Source organism: Diplocloster hominis (genome assembly GCF_032380655.1).
GTDB classification, from domain to species: Bacteria; Bacillota; Clostridia; order Lachnospirales; family Lachnospiraceae; genus Diplocloster; species Diplocloster hominis.
The window spans coordinates 222071-245087 of the sequence record NZ_JAWDIY010000004.1 but is presented as its reverse complement, the minus strand read 5'-3'; the positions used below and the strand labels follow the sequence as shown (position 1 = coordinate 245087).

The following is a 23017-nucleotide window of genomic DNA, read 5'->3' as shown; positions in this document are numbered from 1 at the left end:
ACCGGTTACAGTTGTTAAGGAATTGAGGAGGAAGATATGGGAAAACATATCATCATAGGGGCCGGCAAGATCGGCCGTGGATTCATTGCGCAGCTTTTGTACCGCAGAGGGGAGGAGTTCTGTTTTATCGAAAAGTCCCCGGAGTTTGGCAGGATGCTGAACGAAGCGGGATACTATCATGTCCATGTGCTGGGTGATCCGGCCAAGGATTCCACGATCCGGGGAATTCCGGTGCTGGGCTATGACCAGACGGAACGCATCCGGGAGAAGGTGGGGGAAGCGGACGTGATCTACACTTGTGTGGGCGGAAAGAATCTGCATGAGGTGGCCGGTCTGCTGGCTGTGGCCATTCGAAGCCGCCTGGAGAGCGGAAATACACAGGTATTCAATGTCATCACCTGTGAAAACTGGCAGCAGCCGGCAGAACTTCTCAGAAATTCGATCAGGGAAGAGATGCAGGGGCTGGAAAAAGAATTTGAGGAGCGGGTGGGATTTGCTGAGTCCGTGATCTTACGTTCGGGAATCGAATGCCCGGGCGATCCCCTGGCGGTCAACGCCCAGGATTACTGGAAGCTGCCGGTCAACGCGGCGAAGATCAAAGGGAAGCTGCCGGAGCTTCCGGAATTTGAATTGATGAATGATTTCGACGGTTTTCTGGAACGGAAATTTTATACTTATAACGCGGCCAACGGAACTGTATCTTATATGGGGACGCTGATGGGGTACCAGCATATCTGTGAGGCTGCCCACGATCCGTGGATTCTAAAAAATCTTCATGGGGTCTACGAGGAGACCTCCCTGGCGCTCTGCCATAAACAGCAGTTTCCATTGGAAAAGCAGTACGAGTTCGTGGGTACCTCCCTGGCAAAGCTGCAAAACGAGACACTGGTGGATACGCTGGAGCGCAATGCCAGAGATCCCATCCGCAAGCTAAGCCCATCCGACCGCCTGCTGGGACCGGCCCTGATGGGATATGAATACGGGATAAAACCGGAACATTTGTGTCTGTCCATCGCTGCGGCGATCTATTATGAAAGCCCGTCTGCGGAAGATGAAAGCGCAGCCCGGTTAAAGGCTATGCGGCGGGAAGGCGGCCCCAAACGGGTGCTTCAGGATGTCTGCGGCCTGGATCAGAGTCACGAATTGTTCGGGATGATCCTAAGGCAGGTGGAGGTTCTAAGAGAGAAAGGACTGATTCAGGATGGAGAATGAGAACCCGGTAGTGATATTCGGAGCCGGAAAGACCGGAAGGGGGTTCCTGGCGAGACTGCTGGATGAACAGGGGTTCCCGGTCGTTTTAATCGACCGGGATACGGAATTGATCCGGCAGATCCGGAACGGTTACCGCATTACCTACTACGGCAGCCGCAGTCCCCGTGAAATAATCCCGGCCGACGCGGTAACGTTGGAGGACCCGAAAGCGGCTGATTACGCAAGAAAAGCGCAGAACATTTTCGTTTCTGTAGGCATCGCTAATCTGGAAGCGGCCGGCCGCTGGCTGTCCGGACAGGTAAGTCCCGGGGCCCGGCTGTATCTGTGCGAGAACGGCAGCCGTGCCCGGCAGGTTATGGAGGAAGCGCTGGGCGGGAGCAATCCGGTGGAATTATATCCGTCCGCGGTTTTTTGCACCACGATCGAGGGGGAAGGCGCCGGCATCTGCTCAGAAGAATACGACCGCTTGTTCTGCGGCCGGCCGCGGGGGACACAAATATGTGAGGGGCAGACACAGAGAACGGGCACAGAGCCCTGGGCTCCCTTTCTGGAATATACGGATGATTTTCCTGCACTGATGACCCGGAAACTCTACACCTATAACGCGGCCTCCGCCATCATCTGCTATCCGGGCAGCCGGATGGGATACGGGGATATGGCCGATGCGGCCAACGATCCGCAGATCCTTCAGATGCTTTCGGAGTATTATCCGCAGATCGGCGAAGCGCTCTGCCGGGAGTACGGCTATTCCCGGCAGAGCCAGATAGAATTCGCCGCCGCTTCCCTCAAAAAATTCACGAACCGGGCTATCCGGGATTCTATTATAAGAAATGCCAGGAATCCCAGGGTAAAGCTGGGAGTGGACGAACGGCTGGCAGGTCCGGCCAGACTCATCCAAAAGTACGGGGGCGACACCCGGATATTGTCCAAGACCATCGCCGCCGCTTTGCTGTATCCGTATGATGAAGAATGGAAGCGGGAGGTGGCTTTACAGGGAGCCGGACGGATTCTCAAGGAAGTGTGCCGGATTCCATGTTCCGATCCTCTGCACCGGCAGATTATGGACTTTTATCAGTCGGCTGTCAGCGGGGCAACGGGCTTATAATCGCATTTATACAGAGACACCCAACAGGGACACCCAAAGGAGGCAATTTCCATGTACCGATATATCATCGTGGATGACGAAGTCATAATCAGAAAAGGACTGCTGAAAAAAATAGGCGGCATCACATCCATGGAGCTGACCTGCGTGGGGGAAGCCGCCAATGGCGTGGAAGGCCTGGAGCTGATCGGGAAAACCGATCCGGATATCATTATCACGGACATGCGTATGCGCAAGATGGACGGGGTGGAGTTCCTGGACCAGATCGGCCGTCATTATCCGGATAAGGTGGTCATCGTGATCAGCAGTTATAAGGACTTCGACTATCTGAACCAGGCCATAGAAAGCCGGGTGATCGGGTACGTCCTGAAACCATTTTCCACGGAGGAGATCGAAAAACAGCTGAAAAAAGCGGTGGACCAGATCGAGTACCGGAAAAGCGTATCCCATCTGGAGGAGAAGGTAGACAGTTTCGAATATGAAAAAGCGCAGGACGCGATGCGCAATGCGGTGATGAACCACTGGGATGACGGTGTGAGGGATGAACTGTCCCAGTATGGCTGCCGGCTGGACCAGCGGTGTCTGCTGGTGACGGTACACACGAAGATTCCTTCGGCGATGACGGCGGCCAGAAAACTGTGCGATGAGATCCTGACGGATATCCAGGCGGCCTTAGTAGCCAATCCGCTGCAAAAACACCAGTTCTTTATCATCCTATACGGACCGATCGGAGAGGCCAAGATGAAGAACAAGGCTGATCATATCTGCGGGTATCTGCTGAAATGCCTGCCGGAGGGGAAGCTGTTCCTGTGTGTCTCCCGCTGCAAAGAAAACCTGATGGAGCTTCACGGCCTGATGCTGAAGAATGAAAAACTTCTGAAGCGGGCCAGGCTCACGGATATGCGCAGGATTTTAAACGCCCAGGAGCCGGCCGAGAAAAATAAGCTGATTTACTCCGAGAACTGTCTGGACGACTGGTTCCTGGAGATGAAATACCACCCGGACAAAGCGCCGCAGATTCTGGAAAGCTTTTTTGCCCATATGGATGTGGGAGAGTTCACCATCGGGGATATCGGTAAGACCTGCGGATATCTGATCGACCGGGTTAACCAGTATGCCGTGGCCACAGGTACTGAGACGGACGATGTCATGGCCGTGTTCGACAACCGCTATCTCTTTTGCAGCAGCATCGAGCAGATGAAGCGGGAGCTCTCGGGCTATGTAATCCTGATCCTGCACTCCATCGGCAGACCGGTGTACCGCAGCGAGGATATCTATGAGCAGGTGCTGGAATATATCCGGTCCCACTGCGGGCATAAGCTGACGCTGCAGTCGGTGGCCGGGGAATTCTATATCTCCGCCGCCTATCTGAGCAATCTGTTTAAGAAAAACTGCGAAGTGGGATTCAACGAATATGTCACGGATATCCGCATCGAGAAGGCCAGGCAGCTGTTGGAGAATTCCGCTCTGAGCGTGGAGCGCATCTCCGATGAAGTGGGTTATGCGAATCCGAAATATTTTTTCAAAATCTTTAAAAAAGAAACCGGCTGTACTCCTTTAGAGTACCGCAACCGCAGCAAAGGAGGCTGAAGAAGCCATGTTATATGAGAAAAGCCGCACCGGGTCTTTGGACCCGGAATTATTTCGATCACCGACAAAGGAATACCGCGCGGCGCCGTTCTGGGCCTGGAACTGCAGCCTGGATCAGGAGCTGATGGGACGGCAGATTCTGAAGCTCAAAGAGATGGGGATGGGAGGGTTCCATATCCACTGCCGGGTAGGGCTGGATACGGAATACCTGGGGGAAGAATTTTTTGATGATGTGAAGTATTGTCTGAATGAGGCGAAGCGGGAGGATCTGCTCTGCTGGCTGTACGACGAGGACCGATGGCCTTCGGGCAGCGCAGGAGGAATGGTCACGAAGGATAAACAGTACCGTTCCCGGTTTCTGGTCTTTGAACCTTCGCAGCTTAAACGGGAGGATGGACAGCGGGCGTTCATGGCGACGGCCAGGGCGGTCCGCAGCAGCGACCGGGTTCATCTGGCGAGGTACCGTGTGGAACTGGATCAGGAGGGCTGTCTTGAAAGTTACCGGATGCTACCCGGGGAATCCCCGGACGGCCCGCAGATCTGGGACGCATGGCTGGAAATCTCCGGTGACACCCCCTGGTACAACAACCAGGCCTATTTGAACACGCTGGATGCGTCCGCGGTGAGAAGATTCCTGGACCTCACCCATGAGAAATATGAACAGGAGTGCGGGGAGGAGTTCGGGAAAGCGATCCCTGCTATATTTACCGACGAACCCCAGACCGGACATAAAGAAGCGCTGCAGGACCCTTTTGAGAGAAAGGCGGTTATCCTGCCGTTCACCGACGATTTTGAAGAGACGTTCCGGGAACAATACGGGATATCGCTGATGGAGCATCTGCCGGAGCTGTTCTGGGAACGCGGGGATCAGGTGTCTTGGGTCCGCTATCTGTACCACCGGCATCTGAGCGAACGGTTTGCGCAGAGTTTCTGCGACCAGATCGGGAAATGGTGCGGCGCGCACCACATCGCGCTGACCGGCCATATGATGAGTGAATGGACGCTCTACATGCAGACGGTGGCGGTGGGGGAGGTCATGCGCCCGTTGAAATACTTCGGACTTCCCGGCATCGATATGCTCTGCGACCGCAGGGAGTATTCCACGGCCAAGCAGGCCCAGAGTGTCGCCCACCAGTTCGGGCGGGAAGGCGTGATGAGCGAGTTGTACGGAGTTACCGGATGGGGCTTTGATTTCCGTGGGCATAAGCTGGCCGGAGACTGGCAGGCCGCCCTGGGCGTAACGGTACGGGTGCCGCATCTATGCTGGCTGTCCATGGAAGGGGAAGCCAAGCGGGATTATCCCGCCAGCATCGGTTATCAGTCTCCGTGGTACCGGGAATATCCTTATATTGAGAATCATTTTGCCCGGCTGAATACAGCGCTTACCAGAGGGGAACCATCGGTCCGGGTGGGGGTTATCCATCCAATCGAATCCTACTGGCTTCACTGGGGACCGCGAAGCCAGACTGCACAAGTGCGCAAAAGTCTGGAGACCGGGTTTGCCCAGGTGATCGAATGGCTGCTGTTCGGTCTGATCGACTTTGATTTCATCTCGGAGTCCCTGCTCGCAAAAGAGAAGGAGCAGCCCGGCGAAAGCAGATTCCGCATGGGCCGGATGGCTTACGACGTGGTAATCGTGCCCGGCTGCCTGACACTTCGCCGTTCCACGCTGGAGCGGTTATCCCGCTTCGCCGGTGCCGGCGGTAAGGTAATCTTTCTGGGAGAACCGGCTGCATATCAGGACGCCAGGCCCAGTCCGGAGCCGTCCAGACTGGCCGGGCGCTGTGTCCGCATTCCCTTCTTTGAAACGAATCTGCTCAAAGAGTTAGAGCCGTACCGCCAGGTGGATGTGGATATGCGCGCCGTAGACGGTACGGATCCCACGAAGCTGACCAGATTCGAGACAGGAGTGAGAGCCTCGAACCTGCTCTGCCAGATGAGACAGGACGGGGATGCCCGCTGGCTGTTCCTGTGTCACGGCAAAAAGCCGGTGAATGAGCAGATCGCCTTCACTGAAGAGTGGAGTATCCGCGTGAAAGGCCAGTGGTATCCGGTGCTCTATGATACACTGGACGGATCGATCCATCCGCTGGATGCGAAGAGGGAGCAGGGGATTACCTGCATAACCTGGTACGCGTCCCAGCACGACAGCCTGTTGGTAAGACTGGAGCCACGGCCTGTGGCAGGAGCTATGCTTGTGCCCTGTTACCGGAAACCGGAAAATCAAAAATATCTTCCTCAGCCAATGAGCTATCGGCTGGAAGAGCCGAATGTACTGCTTTTCGATATGGCTGCGTATGCTTTTGACGACGGCCCATGGCAGCCGGAGGAGGAAATCCTGCGGATCGACAACCGGTTCCGGGAAAAGCTGGGATATCCGCTGCGGATGGAGGCGCTGGCGCAGCCATGGACACAATCCGGTGAAGCGGTACCGGAACACATGCTGCATCTGCGGTTTACGATACATAGCGAGACAGAAGTACCTAACCTGCGCCTGGCCTTAGAGCGGCCGGAAGAGATGCGGATTACATGGAACGCGGAGCCTGTGGAGCAGAAGCCGGAGGGGTGGTTTGTGGATGAACATATCCGTACCATACCGCTGCCGCCGCTTAAGAAAGGCCTTAATACGCTGGAGCTTCACATTCCCTTTGGCAGAAAGACCAATGTGGAGTGGTGTTACCTGCTGGGCGAATTCGGCGTACAGGTGCGGGGAAGCCAAAGCTGCATTATTAAAAAGCCGGAGAAGATCTGTTACGGGGATATCACCGTGCAGGGCCTGCCCTTCTATGCCGGTAATCTCACATATGAGGCAGAGATCCAATGCGGGGAAGGGAATCTCTGGGTGGAGACCTCACAATATCGCGGTGCGCTGGTCCAGATAGCGGTAGATGGACGGAGGAAGGGAAATACTGCTTTTGCTCCCTATCGGCTGAACTGCGGACCGGTAGAGGCCGGCCGCCACCGGATCGAACTGACCTGCTTTGGCAACCGGGCCAACGCGTTTGGACCCGTCCACAACGCAGACGCCTCTGAGACCTGGTACGGGCCGGATATCTGGCGGACGCAAGGATGTAAGTGGTGCTACGAATATCAATTAGAGCCCATGGGCGTTTTAACCGCTCCGAAATACTGGGTGGAACCTATGGCGGTACAGACGAAAGGAGATCAGAATGAATAGACAATTTGCGGACGGCGTATGGCCGGTGATGCTGACGCCGTTTACCGGGGAAAATGAAGTGGACTATGAGTCGCTGGGCAGGCTGGTAGACTGGTATATCGAAGCGGGGGTGGCCGGTTTGTTCGCCGACTGCCAGTCCAGCGAGATGTTTTATCTGTCCCTTAAGGAGAGAGTAGACATCGCATCCTTTGTAAAGGAAAAAGCGGCCGGCCGCGTACCGGTGGTGGCTTCAGGCCATATCTCCGACAGCCTTAAGGATCAGGCGGCGGAATTAAATGCCGTGGCGGCCACCGGAGTGGACGCGGTGATCCTGATCACCAACCGGCTGGCCGGGGAGGAGGAGAGCGACGAGATCTGGCTTCAGAATCTGCAGACGCTTCTGGAAAAACTGCCTTCGGACCTGCCTTTGGGATTCTATGAATGCCCTTATCCCTATAAGCGGGTGCTCTCCCCCGCATTGTTAAAATGGTGTGCCAACACCGGGAGATTTTATTTCATCAAAGATACCAGCTGTGATATCGGGGTCATGAAAGCGAAGCTTGACGTGATACGCGGAACGAATCTGAAGCTGTTCAACGCCAACACCTCCACCCTTCTGGAGACCCTGCGGCTGGGCGCATCCGGTTTCAGCGGCGTCATGGCGAATTTTCACCCGGAGCTGTACGTGCGGCTGATCCGTGAATATAAGCAGGAACCGGATACTTCCAGGACACTGGCGGACTTCCTGACCATGGCCTCCTTCATCGAGCGCCAGGTCTACCCGGTCAACGCGAAATATTATCAGAAGCAGATCGGGAATTTTAAAACGATACGGACCAGAACCAAGGATGCGGCACTCCTGAACGAGACCTGCATCCTGGAGACGGACCAGTTCATACGCATGACGGACTGGATCAGGGACCATCTAAGTACAAAAAATTTATAGCAGGATCAGGAAAGGAAGAACTCCATGAAAAAAGTACTCGTCACCGTGACGAATTATTCAAAATACTGCCTGGAGGGCAAAAGAATTCTTGAGGATTACGGATGCGAAATCATCGAAAATCCGCATGGCCGGCCCTGCACGGCGGAAGAGTTAAAAGAGATCGTGGGCAGCATCGATGGTGTGGTGGCAGGCGTCGACACTTGGGATGAGGAGATCTTCGCTAAGGCTCCCCGCCTGTTAGGGATCGCCCGCTTCGGAGTCGGTGTGGATAATATCGATCTGGAAGCCGCGAAGAAGCGGGGGATCATCGTGTGCAACAGCCCGGGCATCAACACCACTGCAGTGGCGGAGCAGGCGGTTGGCCTGATGCTAAGCCTGACCAGGCAGATCCCGGTGTTAAATGCAGCCGTCAGAAAAGGCAGCTGGCTGCGGCCCATGTCCCACGAACTGAAAAGCCGTACCATAGGCTTCCTGGGCTTCGGGGCCATCGCGCGGGACGTCTCTGAGAAGCTTCAGGGCTTTCATCCGCGCATGATCGCCTACGACAAATATCCAGACAAAGAGGCGGCCGAAAAGTTAGGCGTGTCCCTGGTAAGCCTGGAAGAGGTGTTAAAAGAGAGCGATCTCATCTCCATCCATCTGCCCGCCACTCAGGAGACAGAGAAACTGATCAACGCGGACACCATCCGCCTCATGAAAGACGGAGTGCTGCTGATCAATACCGCACGGGGCAGCATCGTGGACGAGCAGGCGTTGTGCCGGGCTTTAGCCAGCGGAAAGATAGCCGGTATGGGCACGGACGTCTTTGCCGCAGAACCGGTCCTGCCGGACCATCCGCTGTTCGCCTTTGAGCAGTATCTGGCTACCCCCCATACCTCTGCGGAAACCTACGAGAACTGTGCCGCCACCTCGCAGGTGACGGCCCGTGCACTGATCGACATTTTCGAAGGACGCGCTCCGCAGTTTCGTTTGGTTTAAGTATAATCTGTATAAAAAATTTTCACCTGCTAAGGGTTCTTCCCCGGGTATGGGTCCCCCCTCCGCCCGCTGGTGTCCGGTCCGAATCCCGGAGCTGCCCCAGACAACGGCGGGTGTTTGTGTCACCCTGGACGAGCATAGGGCGGCTGAGCAGCAGCTTGGTGAGAAAGAGGCACCGGATTCAGGATGCGGGGCGGCCTTCACGGCCGACCTGCAAGGGCCGCTGAACCGGGAACGCGTCATGCGTTCCTGGTGAATCGGCCCGGTTCCTGAATCCGGTGCCTCTTTCTCACCTAGCTGCTGCCAGCGCAAGCCCTCCGCTCGTCCAGGGTGACACAAACACCCGCCGTTGTCTGGGGCAGCTCCGGGATTCGGACCGGACACCAGCAGGCGGAGGGGGGACCCATACCCGGGGAAGAACCCGCCCCCCAGGGAAGAACCCCACCTCTCAGCTCCAGTTAACCATCACATGATATATGACGAACAGAAGAGCGGATCACTAATTTCGTGCTGACAATCACCCGCTGCGTGTTGCTGTCCGGATTATCCAGCCGCAGAAGCATCTGCTGGAAAGCGTGGTTTGCCAGCTGCTTTTTGCTGATATCCACGGTGGTCAGCGGCGGTATGCTGCTTTTGCTGATTTCTGTATTGTCGAAACTGATAATCGAAATATCCTGCGGGACATGCAGATTCCTGCTGCTGAGTGTTTTGATCAGATAAAAAGCCGCCATGTCACAATAACAGAGGAAAGCGGTGGGCATCTCGCCGGGCAATGAAATATTCTCCGTGTACAGCCCGGTCAGGGGTTCGTTGTTGACGATGTTCCATTCTTTGGAATAGGTGAGCTGGTTCTCGGCCAGGGCTTTTTGGTAACCGTAAAATCGGTCGGCTATGCTGGATGCCTGTTCGATATTGCCGACAAACCCGATCCGCGTATGGCCGTTTTGAATCAGATAGGTGGTCGCTTCATATCCGATATAAAAGTTATCCACCAGAATACAATCCAGATCCAGGCCGGGCTTATAGAAATCGATCAGGATCACCGGTTTCTGGAAACGCAGCAGATTCTGTATATAGGAAGATTCCATCTCTCCGCCGACGAATACACCGTCAAAATCATCGTTCAGGTAGATAGACGGAAGGATACCGGCGTGTTCATCCTCCGCGTTGATGATAAAAACGGAAAGCGTATAATGGGCGTCTGAACATTCTTTATTGAGATAGTAGAAAATCTGAGAATAAAAATTTTCATTTTCAAAAAAATAGCGTTTCGGTGTGAAAAAGGCAAGCTTGTAATCCTGTTTGTCCGCGGTTGTAAATTTCTTTTTCGGCATGTAGCCCATTTCCACAGCGACGCTGAGAATTTTTTTCCGCAATTCCTGGCTGATCCCCTCCTGATTGTTAATCGCTTTGGAGACAGAGACTTTACTGATACCGAGTTTATCTGCGATCTGCTGCATTGTAACTTTATTATTGTCCATATTATCACCTCGAATTTACTTAACTACTTAACACTATAAATGATTCTTCTGAAAAATGCAAGGTTTCTTATAAAATGCTGTGAAAAACGCAGTACTATTGTGAAGGTGCACAAATTGAAACAGCTAATCTTGTACGATCTGACGGTTTCTGGCCGAGAGACAAAATTCCATTGACAACAATCATCCCTATCGAATATACTTAATTTATAAAGTTACAAATTAAGAAATAGATAAATTTGTAACTTAACTAAAACCGGAGGGTGAAGAATATGAAAAAAATGAGAACCATCTTATCGTTAACGCTGACGATGATCATGCTGTTTACGCTGCTGACGGCATGCGGTCAGGAAAACAAGACGCCGGATACGCCTGCCAATGAGCCTGCGGGAAGCGTGGCGCCGGCTGCGGACAGCGGTGCTGTGGAAGGTACCGTTACCTTTTGCCTGGAGTCAGCGAAGAAAACAGCGTTTGAGCCATTTATTGAGGCCTTTGAAAAAGAATATCCCGGAATCCATGTGGAAGTTCTCTGGGACAAAGATGATAATACCCTGATTGCAGCCAACCAGGCGCCGGATCTGATCAAATCCGGGGATATCCATGTCTCCAGCTCCAGGGATCTGTTATTGGACCTGACTCCTTATATGGAACGGGACGCACAAGAGGTCAATGCGGATGACTTTTTCCCCGCTACGCTGGAAAGCCTGAAGGTAGACGGAAAATTACTGGCTATGCCCACTTCTTTCAATGTCGGCCTTCTCTACTATAATAAGACGTTATTTGACGAGGCCGGTGTTACATATCCCACGGATGACTGGAGCCAGGAGGATTTTATCAAGGCCGGGCAGGCATTGACCAAACAGGAGGATGGAAAATATTCCCAGTGGGGCTGCACGACGGTCCTTGGCTGGTGGGGCGAGTGGCTGGTTCATGTGCGCCAGGCGGGAGGCGACTGGATGGTTGATAATCTCTGCGCCTTAGATACCCCGGAAGCGGTTAAGGGACTTCAGTTCTTCTTTGACAAGACTACGAAGGGCACGTACAAGTTCGCACCTTCCAGCACGGATGACGCCCTGGGCGGTTTCGCAGGCGGCCTGTCCGCGATGGAATACGGCGGCCATACCGGTATGTGGGTGGCTTATAACGCGGTGGAGGGCCTGGACTGGGATATCGCAGCACTGCCTTCTGGCAGCGCGCAGAAAGCCGGCAGCGAGTTCGCGGTAGAGGGCTACGCCATCAGCAAGGATACGAAAAATCCGGAGGCGGCCTGGACGTTTTTGAAATATTTCACCGGTAAAGAGGGTGCGAAGCTTATGAATGAGCTGGGATATCCCTGCTGCAGGCAGTCCGTGGTGGATGAAAAGCTGGCGGTGCAAAAGGAAGAGCGCGGCTGTCCCCAGAATCTGGAAGCCCTGTACGCGGCCATGGATGACGCTATGACCCTGCCAAGGGACCCGGAATTCAATAACTGCACTCAGACCGTGGTACAGCCGGTCATCGATCTGATGCTGGAAGGTGAACTTTCGCCTGAAGAAGCGGCGAAAGAAGCCACGGCACAGGCCAATGATTATCTGGAATCGAATCGTTAACCTTCAGGACGGCGGTGTGGCGTACACCGCCGTTCTCTCTTAAATACAATCGATAAGTTTCACAAGCGGACTCTATTTTAAGAAAAGGAGCAGGTGCTGTGTTTAAGAAAGATAATAAGAATAGCGGGCAGCGAAAATCAAAATGCCTCGCCAAAAGAGAACGGAGATATTTTTTTGCTTTTACCGGAATCGCGCTGATCGGTTTTCTGATCTTCTATGTGTATCCCATTGGAAGAACTTTCTATCTCAGTTTAACCAACACAAGAATCGGTTCTTCCGGTACGGAATTTGTCGGACTGGGAAATTATATCGATGTACTGACAAAGGATAAGCTCTTCCTGAAAGCGGTAAAGCAGTCCCTGATCTATGCCCTCACGACAGGGCCGCTGATTCTGCTGCTGGCGCTGCTGACGGCACTGCTGCTCAATGCAAAAATCCGTGCGCGGGGAGTATTCCGAACTATATTTTTTATTCCCTGTATTATACCGACCTTTGCTGTGGCCGCCGCGTTCAAGGGCTTGTTTCACCCCAGCAGCGGCGTGGTGAATATGATTCTGGATTATTTTGGGATAGAGGGGCCGGGCTGGTACATGAGTTCCAAGACAGCGCTGCTGACACTGGTGATCGTCAGCGCCTGGGGATTCGGCGTGAAAATGATTATATTTCTGGCCGGACTGCAGGAGGTACCGGAGTCGCTGTATGAAGTAGCCAGGCTGGATGGCGCTGGCCGCTTTCAGCAATTCTGGCATGTGACGTTTCCGGAGATTTCCCATGTTTTCTTCTTCAATGTGGTGATGACCACCATAGACTGCTTTAAGAGCTTCAATATCGCTTATTTTATGGGGAACGGCGAGGGGTATCCCGCGAATTCCACGCTCCTGTTCCCGATTTACCTGTATAATACGGCTTTTAAAACGCCGTTCAAGCTGGGGTACGCGTCAACACTGTCGTGGTTATTCTTTATGATTATCCTGGGATTCACGGTGATTAATTTCGGATTGAAAAAGTTTTATGTCAGTGATGACGGGGAGTGAGGTGGAACAAAACATGAAACGTAATGAGCCAAAAGGCAGCAAGGCGTTCCGGTGGATGATAACAGGGATTCTGATCCTGACTGCGGTGGTTTTGATGCTGCCTTTGTACTATCTGGTGGTGACCTCTTTTAAGACCATGCAGGAAGCGATCGGTCCGTTTCACTGGTGGCCGCAGACACGGACCCTTAATAATTTCCGGGAAGTATTTCAGATGGAGCAGTTTCATATCGTCCGTTTCTTTTTTAACACAATTTTTTTGATCCTGGTAAAATCCCTGGGGACGATATTTACCTGCAGTCTGGCGGCGTACGGGTTCGCCAGGTATCAGTTTAAATATAAAGAATTAATATTCGGCATTCTTATGTGCGCGTTGATGATTCCGGGGGAATTGCTTACGATCCCCTGTTATGAGGTCTATATTAATCTGGGCTGGATGGATTCCTATCTCCCGATGACAGTATCAAAATTTTTTGGAACAGATATTTTCGCCATTTTTCTGCTTCGCCAGTTCTTTGCCAAAGTACCGGGTTCCCTGTTTGAAGCGGCTAAGATCGACGGATGCGGTGAATTCCAGATGTTTCGCTCCATTATGGTACCGCTCTCCAAGCCGGTGTTTGTAACTTTGTTCCTGCTGTATTTTGTTGGTACCTATAATGATGTCTATGAAGCAAACCTCTATCTGTTGTCAGAAAATAAATATACACTGGCCCAGGGGCTTCAGATGGTTGAAAACCTGTTTAATAACGGCGGCCATGATTATCTGATTCCCTGGAACGTCTTATCGGCTGCTACGTTAGTCGCGATAGTTCCGGTGATCATCCTGTTCGCGTTTGGCCAAAAGCAGTTCATAGAAGGGATGGCGACGTCCGGAATCAAAGGATAAACAAATTTTGCTGGAATGAGGAAAGAGCTATGAATTTACCACTAAAAACGTGGAAAGTGGGATGGAGCGACATAGAATCGATCGCGTCGCTCCGGTTAGGAAGGGCAGAAAATTTCCGGGAGGTAACTGTCCCGTACAATGTACAGCAGGCTGCTTTTAAAAGCAGAGAGGAGCTGTTCTATGCAGATCATCTGGATACCATTCTCTGGACGGAAGAAAAGGCCTGGATCTATTACACAGAGGCAGAGATAGAGAAAGACGGGGGCAGGAATTATATCTTGTCATTTGACGGCCTGGATTACTGCTGTGAAGTATATGTCAATGGCACCCGGGTTTGCAGCCATATCGGTATGTACGGCACAGTCAATATTGCGGTCACCCCGCACCTTCATTCGGGTAAGAACAGGATCTGGGTTGTGTTTTATCTGACGGAGGAAATGCGGGATCCGGCCAAACGGCATTACGGACTGAAGTGTCCCAACAGCTATAAGTGGGACGCGGCACCGCGGATGCTGACTATGGGAATCTGGGATTCGGTATCTTTGCTGGAAAAGGAAAGCAGTTATGTGAAAGACTATCATATCACCTCCCGGATCGTGGAAGATAACGCTAAAATTCAGATCCGGCTGGAACGCGCAGGCGCGGTCGGGGCCGGCAGTCTGGCCGTGCGGTTCGCACAGAGGGAATTTTTCTTTGAATTGGGAGAAAAAGCAAAAGAATGTGTAAGCTTTCTGATAGAGAGGCCAAGGCTTTGGTATCCGCATGACCTGGGAGAGCCATATCTCTACGAGGTGGAGATCATTCTCAGGGATCAGGACGGACGGGAACTGGATCATATCCATACCCACCATGGGATCCGCAGCCTGCAGATGATGCACAGCAAAGGCTCTGACGCACAGCTTGCGCCTTTGCAGGTATCATGCAATGGTACGCCTGTGTTTATAAAAGGGGTTAATATGGTACCGCTGGATGTATTTCCGGCCACCATCGACAGAGAACGCTATGAAAGTTTCCTGCAGCTGCTTTGTGAAGGCGGGGTGAACCTGGTACGCATATGGGGAGGAGGCCTGACGGAGAAGGACTGCTTTTATGATTTATGTGATCAAATGGGAATCCTGGTGTGGCAGGATTTCCCGCAATGCTGTGAGAATCCCCCGGAGACCGGAGAGTATCTGCGTCTGCTTGAGGATCAGGCCAGGAGGATTGTGCTGCGCCTGCGCAATCACTGCAGCGTGCTGCTGTACTGCGGGGGAAACGAGCTCTATGTGGACTGGTCACGGCTGAAGGACGGCGGTGAGAAGGGGGAAGCTTTGGCTTGCGAGATCAAAGACCTGCTCACGCCGTTCCATACGGATACTTATATGGCCGGAGCCGATGGATACGATGAAATGGCGCTGAAGCTTCTGGCTGATATCTGCAGGGAATTGGACGATACGAGGATTTATCATATATCCTCCCCGCTGGAGGGAGAGGGGGAGGTACACGGCCCCTGGGGATATGATCTTCGCAAAGGGGATCAGCGTTACCGGACCTTTGATGGGAGTTTCTATGAGTTCTGGAACACGTTCCGGGCTGTCTTATACAGTGAGGCGGGGTGCAGCGGTATGGCAAATGAGGACCAATACCGTTCGGTGATCCCGGCTGATCAGCAGTGGCCGGTTCAGAAAAGCTCACCCTCCCTATGGTTCCATAATGCCTTTGGGGCTGCCTGGGGCAGCCAGGATCAATGGCTGGATGTACAGATGGTGGAGCGGTTCTTCGGACGGACCGGGTCCCTGCCGGATATGATCTGGGCCAGCCAGTTTTTGCAGGCGGAGGGTATCCGCTATATCATTGAAGAGTGCAGAAGGAAGAAACCGGACTGCAGCGGCGTCATGATCTGGGCGGTCAATGAGACGTGGCCCAACGCGGCCAGTTTAAGCCTGCTGAATTATGACCTGAAGCCAAAAGCGGCATATTACGCCATGAAACAAAGCTTCCGCAGGAATCTTGCCAGTCTGCGCTATGACCATGTGTTATATGAAGATACACTTACCTGCGGGATGTGGGTGGAGCTGGCCGACGCACCCAAGCCCCTTACGCTGAACTGGAAGTTTTACCGTCTGGACGGCAGTGTGATCCGGCAGGGGGCATTCCCTGCACTGACGACGACGCAGGAGCCCTGTTTGCTACAGTCATTTTCCATAGAAGCGGAAAAAGAACCCGTGATCCTCGCAGAGCTGGCCTGGCAAAACGTACAGGCACAGACGGTTTCGAAGAATGTCTACTGCTTCGCAAATGGAAGGAAGGAAGCGCCCTTTGCCCCTCTTTTGGAGGTGAAGGAGCAGATCCATATATGGGATAAGGAGGAATTCAAATGCTGAATCAGGAACAGCTGGCCAGACACCGCAAGTGCTTTGAGGAGGCCATTAACAGATCGGTCCCGGGAGTAATATCGGAGATTTCCGTGGAAGAATTCGGATGTGAGAAAGCCACGAAACCTGGCTGGGCTATCGGTCCCTTTCAGAAGAATGAGGCCATGACATACAGAAAAAAGGCGTTGTGGAAAGATCCGACGAACGTAGGCTGGAGATCCGGATTTATCTTTAATCCTACCATGATCGAACAGGATGGCAAACTCTATCTGTTCTATCGGGCCGCACCGAAAAAAGAGACGCTGTGTTCCCGGATCGGCCTGGCGGTCTATAATCCTGAAACGGGCTGGCAGGATTATGCAGAGAATCCGATTATATTTCCGGAAGAAGAGGACGAGATCTTAAGCTGTGAAGATCCCAAGATCTATAGATTAAAGGACCAGTATGTCATGTTCTATATCGGTGTGGCAATGCTGCCGAAAGACGTGGAGCGGGCCATGCTGGGCGACATGCCCATGGAGGTGGCCTGCCATGTAAAGATGGCGGTATCAAAGGATCTGTTTCATTGGGAAAAAAGAGGTCTGGTGGTGCCGCTAACCGTATCAAAATATTGGGCAAAATCCGCTGTGATTCCGCGTAACACTCAGGGTGAGCCGGTGAAGCTCAATGGGAAATATATCATGTATATCAGCGAAGGCTGCGGCGGCGTACAGCATATCGGCCTGTCGGATGACCTGCTGACCTGGAGTTTTGAACCAAGACAGTTTCTGGATGTCAGCGAGTTTGGACAGTTATACGAGGTGGCATGCGCCGTTACGGACTATGGGGCAGAGGACGATGCGCTTCTGCTGGACTTTTATTACCGGCGTCCGGACGGCAGGAACGGGGGCGGGCAGGCGCTCTACAGCAAAAAGGAGCCGTTTAGGCAGTTAGAACTGCATGAAGGAGCTTCCTTAAGCTGGGGCGGTATTCTGCGCTATAACGGTAAGCTTACGTTCGCCCAGGGCTGGGATGCGGTGGATGGAACGGAAGAGATGTATCTATATGAAGAAGAGTAATGGGGGACAAATCCTGTCTGTGCCGGTATACGTACGGATGGGGGAGAAGGTGAAAGAATTGATGAATGTATCTTAAATGTACATTGGAAAGGAATGGCGGATAATATGCAGAATATATTCAGGTCAACCGCGCTGGCTTTGATATGTTCCATGCTGGCGGTGGGAGCGGGAGGTAATGTGGTCGACTATTCTATGGCAGATAGTGATTTCAGCAGTATGACAGGGATTCCGGATACTTACACAGTTACCGGCACAGCAGAAATGGAGCAGTCACTGGTATTGGAGAAGGGCCAGGGCTTTGCGAACAGCGGCGGGGCGGCCTGGAAAGCGATCCCCATCGATAACACCGACCCGGCAGCTCCTCATGAAGGGGATGTGCTGCATGCGAAGCTTCAGATGTACATCAGCGCCGATGCGGTTCCTGCCGATGGAGCTCCGGTCCTGAAGATTGCCGCTTTCGGGGCTTCCGGAGGATGGGATCTGCTTCACCTGGACAGCGCCGGTATGCAGAACATAACGAGAGGAAAACTGGTGACGGTATGTGATGAGCCCGGGTTTGACGGCAGCCTGACACAACACTGGTCCCGCACGATTCAGGACGGCGCCGATGGCGGCAATCTTCAGATTGAGCTGCACAATGACATGATCGCAGGCACGGTTGAGATCGTCGGTCTGGAGATCTGGGCTACACGGGACGGAAGTTCTGTGGTATTTCCGGCCGGGAATTATACGGACTGGGATAAATCCGCCAACAGCGGCGTGGCCCCTTATGTCCGGAACGTGTTACGTCTGGAAGCAGGCTCATCCGTATCCAGAACGCTGGACGTGGACGGGGCTGTGGACAGCGCGCCTCATGCAGGGGATATCATAGGCGGTTCTCTGACCTCGTACCGATGTGCGGATGACAGTAAGATAACCGTGAATGTTTCCAGTGATCACGGCACACTACTCACGGCCTCCAATGAGGAACAGCCCTGGGGAGGCTGGGACACAGTTTCCTTCGGGGGGATGCCCGAAGAGGGGCAGATCAGCGGGGAGTCTGAGCGTATTCTGATCACCCTGGCCAATGACAGCCAGGAGGCTGTCCGTGTAAAAGCTTACGGTCTGACGGGAACACGTCCTTTGGATTTTGATGGGAACGGAAGTGTGGACGAAAGGGACGCTGAGTTTATGGAACAGGCTTTAGCACAGGGAAGTACGGACCTTGGGTTTGACCTGGATCAGGATGGCCAGTTTACCGCTAAGGATATCAGCTGTTTCCGCAAGTTTATCCTTCAGGACGCGGATGAATTCTATCTGAATCTGAACCATCTGGATTTTATGAGTGAAGATATCACCATAGACGGACAGCAGATGACGGTGATGAATCTATACGCGGAGCCCAATGACAGAAGCGATCTCTCCAAAGGGTACCACTATGTGGGGGACGCCCAGGAGGGGTTTGCCTGTCTGGATGACACGGCCCGCGCGGTTGTGGCGCTGGCGGAACACTACCGGCTGTATCAGGACAGCCACAGCCTGCAGGAGATCGGGAAAATGCTGGAATTCGTCCTTTATATGCAGGAAGAGGACGGCGAATTTAAAAACTTCCTGGCAAAAGACGAAGCCGGTAATTATTATAAAAAGGACAGCGCTTCTTCCTACAAAACCTTTGGATATTGGGGAAGCCGCGGCTATACGGCGCTCGCTTATGGGTATGAGGCTTTGGGGGACAGTAACCCGGCCCTGAAAGCCCGGGTAAAGTCGGCAATGGATCTGTGTGTCCAACGGATTGACTCAGAAATCAGCCAAAAGTATGGGGATTATCTGACAGTGTCCGGCTATTCTATGCCTGCCTGGAATTTAAGCGGGGATAACTGGGTCTCCTCTGCTGCGATAGGCGCGCTGGCCAAGCACTATGAGCTGTTTCCCGACAACACCCTGGTAAAACAGGAACTATACCGGTTAGGCGAGGCGCTCGAAGCCAGCGCGTTTGGTGGTCGGACGGAGTATCCGCTGGGCGGTATCATGCATTTTTATGGCAATAGTATCGATCTTTGGGATGAGTGGGGCAGCACGCAGGTAGCCGCCCTGGCTATGGCCGGCGATATCTGCGGGATGGAGTCCTGGATTCACACGGCACGGCTGGCAGCGGACAGCTTCCTGGCGGATCTGCTGATATCCGGCAGAGCGTACGCGCTGACACCGAACAAACAGACTTACCCCCAGATCAATTATGGTACGGCCAGCTATGTAGATAATCTGCTGAAACTCTCCGGGATTACAGGAGAAAAGAAATATGCCCAGTGGGCCGGCTTAGCCGCCGCCTGGTGGACGGGAGACAATGCAAGTGCAGAGGGAACGGCTATGTTTAACCAGGATTATGGATATGCATTTGACGGCATCGTATCAGCAGACAATGTGAATCTTAACTCCGGCGCGGAATCTGTAGTGGAAGCAGTCCGGGTACTGGCCAGGGTGCTTCAGGACGATACCGCGAGGCAATACCTGTATGCGGTAAAAACAGACGAATCCACAGCCATTGTGATCGAAGCGGAAGATCTATACCGTACCGGACCGGATACAGAGTATCCACTGCCCTATGGGAGCCTGAATGATTCCAATGCGGCGCTGGTCAAAAAAGCTTCTTCTGATCCGGGCCTGGATGAAAACCAGGTACAGACGGAACAGACTGTACTGCCGGATGCTATGCAAAACGGCCAATGGCAGGAAGTATATTCCAACTGGCAGGGGCGTAACGCGTTTTTCTGCGAAGGTGTCGGACATAACAATATCCGCCTGTATAACGGCGGCGAACTGGTTTCCGCAGTCGGGGTGGGCGGTGAAGGACAACTGCAGCCGGGAGACTATGTGAAGCTTGATTTCATGGCATTGGTACAGTTTGACACGAATCTTTCCGCCCAGGTTTTTGCCGTGGATGATAAGGATCGGGAAACCCTTATCGCAGATGACAGCCAGATGATCTACAGCGCCCGTACCTGGTACTCAGGAGACAATTCGGTGAAGACCAAGGCGGTCCGCGCGATCCCGGAAGGAACAACCCATCTGAAAATCCGGTTTTCTGTAACCACGACCGCCGGTGAGGCGGAGTATGCCAAGGCCTACGGGACGATTGTTCAGGCGGGGCTGTTCAAAATGGCGTCCCCGGAAATTCAGTCGGGCGGCTCCGCTTATTCCAAGGGAAGCTATGCGGTTATGGAGGCCGGAAGCAGCAAGAGTTTCGGGCAGATGATCGCCGGTCCCGGTACCTACGACGTGTACATCAGTATCGGTGCGGTTTCCGAAGACAGCGGGGTTCTTTCCTTTGGGGAAGAAGACAATCCCAACGAGATACACGCAGCTTTACAGAAAAACAGCGGTGTACAGATCAAGCGTCTGGGCAGAATGGAATTAGCAGAGGGAAACAGAAGTTTCGTAATCAGCAACAGTGGGGACGAAGCGGTAAATCTGGATGCGGTTATCTTATATCCTAAAATAACCTATGTGCAATATCAAACGCCTTCCGGAGCAGCGGTACGTATGGAGCGGGACAGCGGGTTATAAATGATTCAAAGCACGGACCATATGCAGGGCGGGAATAATAACCGGAGATGCTGCGGGGAGTTAAAGTCGCTCTTTCGCGGCATCTCCGGTTTTAACCGTTTCATTGGGATGGTTCTCTCAGTTCATGATACCTGCATCTTAAGCCAGGTTCAGTCTGGCATCAGGGCATCTGTCTGCCGACATACATCAAATGGGGGCTGTATGGAAAATACTGGGGATTTTCACAGAGCCGGAGGGACAGGTCTAAATATAAATCCCGTACGTTTTCCGGTGCCTTTTCTAAAGCCGACAAACGGGGGCCGGTTATCCCCTCCTGTCCGAATAACGTGATTTTCTCAAAACCGAGCCGGCGGAAAAACGGAGTGATTTCCAGGTTGTTGATAAAGGTGGCCTCGGTAAATGCGGTACCGCTCCAGGATTTATCATTTTCCATATAATGAAACAGATCCAGCGCAGGTTCGTGAATCAGCTCATAAGGGCATTCATCTAAATAAAAAAGCAGTCCTGCGGCGATGGTTATAAAAGACGCAAAAAAATGCCCATCTTTTTTCATATGTTTTTTGGCTTCTAAGACACAAGTTTCCCTGTCTGACTCCTGGAACAGGTGGTAAAGAGGCCCCATCAGTAAGACATTGTCATATTCTCCCAGGTTAAGTCCGGAAAGGTCTCTGGCGTCACAGGGAAAAGCTTTGATCTTTACGCCAAGTTCCCGGGCTTTCTCTTTTGCCAGCTGGATATTTCCATCGCTCAGATCCAGAAGCGTGACATCATAGCCAAGCGAAGCTAAATAGAGGCTGTATCTGCCGGGGCCGCCGCCTATATCCAAAACGCTTCCCTTTTTCAGATGCCGGTGCAGCATTTGCCTGGTTATTTCGAATTCAAAATGAAAGCCGTTAAGCCGTTCCCATTCCATTTCCGGATTCCCGTCGTAATATTCTTTTACGATTGCGTTCTCGTCGATCTTATTTTCCATCTCTGTATTTCCACCTCCGCCAGATATAATAGTGATTAGTATAGCATAGGAATAGGAAATTTTTCAATACATTGATCAGTGATTTGCTGTGATGTACCCGTGAGCTGTATTCTGGGATTGCCACGGCTTGTGTTAGAATGATTGACTTTATTTTTATTTGGAGGTTTGTGCTTATGGATGATTATCCGGGTCCTGCTGTAACCTATAAGGACCGAATGTTTATTCATCTGTTTTCCGATCGTACCCGTCTGCTTCAATTGTATAATGCTGTCCGGGATACGAATTATGAGAATCCGGAGGATCTTCGGGTGAATACCCTGGAGAATGTATTATATATGAATATGAAAAATGATGTATCATTTTTACTGTGCCAGGAGGAATTATCCCTGTATGAGCATCAGAGCAGCTATAATCCCAATATGCCTTTACGGGGCCTCATGTATATCGCCAGATTATATGAAAAGTTAACGAAAGGTGCGGGGATTTATTCTACCAGACAGATCCCCCTGCCAAATCCACAGTTTGTAGTTTTTTACAATGGTTTGAAGAAGCTGCCTCCGGATTCGGTTATGAGACTTTCGGATGCTTATATGCAAAAAGGAGGGGAAGTGGAATTAGAATTCCGGGTCCGGGTGATCAATATCAATTATAAAGAGAATCCGGAATTTTTGGAGAAATGTGCAGCTCTTAAGGATTACAGTTATTTTGTGGAACTGGTACGGTCCTATCAGCAAAGTTTCCCATTGCAGGAAGCCATCCGCCAGGCTATAATGAAAAGCAAAGAGGAGAACGTATTAAAGGATTATCTTGAGGAACATGGTTCGGAGGTGGAAAATATGCTGATGACAGAATACAGCCGGGAACTGGATATCGAGGTGAAATGCAGTGAGGCAAAAGAGGATGGGATAATCGAAGGAAGAAGAGAAGATATATTTTTGTTGTTGGAGGATTATGGTATTCCGGCTGCGCTGGCCGACAGAATACGGGAGGAAAAGAATCCGGCGGTGCTTGCGGAATGGCTGAAAGCGGCCAAAAAGGCGTCAACGCTGCCCGAATTCGAGAACCTGGCCGGATTACAGGCTACATAGGAATATCCGCCCCTCCAATGATAGTGTCCGAA

Annotated in this window: 16 protein-coding genes; 14 read left to right on the top strand and 2 right to left on the bottom strand. The window is 52.4% G+C overall.

From position 1 onward, the window contains the following. Nucleotides 1-36: 36 nt before the first annotated feature. Genes ABC831_RS05820 through ABC831_RS05790 form a run of 7 tightly spaced genes read left to right on the top strand, consistent with a single transcriptional unit; the run spans nucleotide 37 to nucleotide 9241 of the window. A complete protein-coding gene (locus ABC831_RS05820) occupies nucleotides 37-1212 on the top strand; it encodes a mannitol dehydrogenase family protein (protein WP_343247297.1) in 1176 nt (391 codons plus the stop codon). Next, complete coding sequence (locus ABC831_RS05815) at nucleotides 1202-2317, top strand: mannitol dehydrogenase family protein (protein WP_343247296.1); 1116 nt, start codon at nucleotides 1202-1204, stop codon at nucleotides 2315-2317. Before ABC831_RS05820 ends, ABC831_RS05815 begins: the two co-directional genes overlap by 11 nt. A 51-nt stretch (nucleotides 2318-2368) precedes the next feature. Further along, entirely contained in the window at nucleotides 2369-3904 is a 1536-nt protein-coding gene (locus ABC831_RS05810) for a response regulator transcription factor (protein ID WP_343247295.1), read from the top strand. A 7-nt stretch (nucleotides 3905-3911) separates the two neighbouring features. Beyond that, the gene (locus ABC831_RS05805; protein WP_343247294.1) at nucleotides 3912-7082 is read left to right on the top strand and encodes a hypothetical protein; all 3171 of its coding nucleotides are present in this window, start codon (nucleotides 3912-3914) and stop codon (nucleotides 7080-7082) included. Next, nucleotides 7075-8007, top strand: coding sequence for a dihydrodipicolinate synthase family protein (locus tag ABC831_RS05800; protein WP_343247293.1), 933 nt, complete (start codon nucleotides 7075-7077; stop codon nucleotides 8005-8007). The genes ABC831_RS05805 and ABC831_RS05800 overlap by 8 nt, the downstream gene beginning before the upstream one ends. A 24-nt stretch (nucleotides 8008-8031) precedes the next feature. Continuing rightward, a complete protein-coding gene (locus ABC831_RS05795; protein ID WP_343247292.1) occupies nucleotides 8032-8985 on the top strand; it encodes a phosphoglycerate dehydrogenase in 954 nt (317 codons plus the stop codon). A 49-nt stretch (nucleotides 8986-9034) separates the two neighbouring features. Beyond that, a complete protein-coding gene (locus ABC831_RS05790) occupies nucleotides 9035-9241 on the top strand; it encodes a hypothetical protein (RefSeq protein ID WP_343247291.1) in 207 nt (68 codons plus the stop codon). A 202-nt stretch (nucleotides 9242-9443) separates the two neighbouring features. Here ABC831_RS05790 and ABC831_RS05785 read toward each other — a convergent pair whose 3' ends face one another. Further along, entirely contained in the window at nucleotides 9444-10466 is a 1023-nt protein-coding gene (locus ABC831_RS05785; RefSeq protein ID WP_343247290.1) for a LacI family DNA-binding transcriptional regulator, read from the bottom strand. A gap of 269 nt (nucleotides 10467-10735) precedes the next feature. Between ABC831_RS05785 and ABC831_RS05780 the strand changes: the two genes are divergently transcribed. From ABC831_RS05780 to ABC831_RS05755, 6 genes are all read left to right on the top strand, one after another. Further along, a complete protein-coding gene (locus tag ABC831_RS05780; RefSeq protein WP_343247289.1) occupies nucleotides 10736-12052 on the top strand; it encodes an ABC transporter substrate-binding protein in 1317 nt (438 codons plus the stop codon). A 98-nt stretch (nucleotides 12053-12150) separates the two neighbouring features. Beyond that, a complete protein-coding gene (locus ABC831_RS05775; protein ID WP_343247288.1) occupies nucleotides 12151-13086 on the top strand; it encodes a carbohydrate ABC transporter permease in 936 nt (311 codons plus the stop codon). Nucleotides 13087-13099: 13 nt separating this feature from the next. Then, nucleotides 13100-13969: a carbohydrate ABC transporter permease gene (locus ABC831_RS05770; RefSeq protein ID WP_343247287.1), complete on the top strand. Its 870-nt coding sequence runs from the start codon at nucleotides 13100-13102 to the stop codon at nucleotides 13967-13969. A gap of 29 nt (nucleotides 13970-13998) precedes the next feature. Further along, nucleotides 13999-16332 carry a glycosyl hydrolase 2 galactose-binding domain-containing protein gene (locus ABC831_RS05765; protein ID WP_343247286.1) on the top strand — a complete coding sequence of 778 codons (2334 nt, stop codon included), beginning with the start codon at nucleotides 13999-14001 and terminating at the stop codon, nucleotides 16330-16332. Beyond that, nucleotides 16326-17381 (top strand): glycoside hydrolase family 130 protein, encoded by a 1056-nt coding sequence (locus ABC831_RS05760; RefSeq protein WP_343247285.1) that lies wholly within the window; start codon nucleotides 16326-16328, stop codon nucleotides 17379-17381. The genes ABC831_RS05765 and ABC831_RS05760 overlap by 7 nt, the downstream gene beginning before the upstream one ends. Nucleotides 17382-17486: 105 nt before the next feature. Beyond that, a complete protein-coding gene (locus ABC831_RS05755; RefSeq protein WP_343247284.1) occupies nucleotides 17487-20924 on the top strand; it encodes a dockerin type I domain-containing protein in 3438 nt (1145 codons plus the stop codon). A gap of 160 nt (nucleotides 20925-21084) precedes the next feature. On the opposite strand, the gene ABC831_RS05750 is transcribed toward ABC831_RS05755, so the two are convergent. Next, nucleotides 21085-21897, bottom strand: a complete 813-nt coding sequence (locus tag ABC831_RS05750; protein WP_343247283.1) for a class I SAM-dependent methyltransferase — start codon at nucleotides 21895-21897, stop codon at nucleotides 21085-21087. A gap of 173 nt (nucleotides 21898-22070) precedes the next feature. Here ABC831_RS05750 and ABC831_RS05745 point away from each other — a divergent pair, with 173 nt between their 5' ends. Continuing rightward, entirely contained in the window at nucleotides 22071-22985 is a 915-nt protein-coding gene (locus tag ABC831_RS05745) for an RpnC/YadD family protein (RefSeq protein ID WP_343247282.1), read from the top strand. Nucleotides 22986-23017: the final 32 nt, after the last annotated feature.

What these genes read in the sequence shown, in the direction of transcription:
- ABC831_RS05765 (WP_343247286.1), top strand. Translation starts at nt 13,999, where the DNA reads ATGAATTTACCACTAAAAACGTGGAAAGTGGGATGGAGCGACATAGAA.
- ABC831_RS05785 (WP_343247290.1), bottom strand. Translation starts at nt 10,466, where the DNA reads ATGGACAATAATAAAGTTACAATGCAGCAGATCGCAGATAAACTCGGT.
- ABC831_RS05820 (WP_343247297.1), top strand. Translation starts at nt 37, where the DNA reads ATGGGAAAACATATCATCATAGGGGCCGGCAAGATCGGCCGTGGATTC.
- ABC831_RS05780 (WP_343247289.1), top strand. Translation starts at nt 10,736, where the DNA reads ATGAAAAAAATGAGAACCATCTTATCGTTAACGCTGACGATGATCATG.
- ABC831_RS05770 (WP_343247287.1), top strand. Translation starts at nt 13,100, where the DNA reads ATGAAACGTAATGAGCCAAAAGGCAGCAAGGCGTTCCGGTGGATGATA.
- ABC831_RS05750 (WP_343247283.1), bottom strand. Translation starts at nt 21,897, where the DNA reads ATGGAAAATAAGATCGACGAGAACGCAATCGTAAAAGAATATTACGAC.
- ABC831_RS05810 (WP_343247295.1), top strand. Translation starts at nt 2,369, where the DNA reads ATGTACCGATATATCATCGTGGATGACGAAGTCATAATCAGAAAAGGA.
- ABC831_RS05760 (WP_343247285.1), top strand. Translation starts at nt 16,326, where the DNA reads ATGCTGAATCAGGAACAGCTGGCCAGACACCGCAAGTGCTTTGAGGAG.
- ABC831_RS05805 (WP_343247294.1), top strand. Translation starts at nt 3,912, where the DNA reads ATGTTATATGAGAAAAGCCGCACCGGGTCTTTGGACCCGGAATTATTT.
- ABC831_RS05795 (WP_343247292.1), top strand. Translation starts at nt 8,032, where the DNA reads ATGAAAAAAGTACTCGTCACCGTGACGAATTATTCAAAATACTGCCTG.
- ABC831_RS05815 (WP_343247296.1), top strand. Translation starts at nt 1,202, where the DNA reads ATGGAGAATGAGAACCCGGTAGTGATATTCGGAGCCGGAAAGACCGGA.
- ABC831_RS05790 (WP_343247291.1), top strand. Translation starts at nt 9,035, where the DNA reads ATGGGTCCCCCCTCCGCCCGCTGGTGTCCGGTCCGAATCCCGGAGCTG.
- ABC831_RS05800 (WP_343247293.1), top strand. Translation starts at nt 7,075, where the DNA reads ATGAATAGACAATTTGCGGACGGCGTATGGCCGGTGATGCTGACGCCG.
- ABC831_RS05745 (WP_343247282.1), top strand. Translation starts at nt 22,071, where the DNA reads ATGGATGATTATCCGGGTCCTGCTGTAACCTATAAGGACCGAATGTTT.
- ABC831_RS05755 (WP_343247284.1), top strand. Translation starts at nt 17,487, where the DNA reads ATGCAGAATATATTCAGGTCAACCGCGCTGGCTTTGATATGTTCCATG.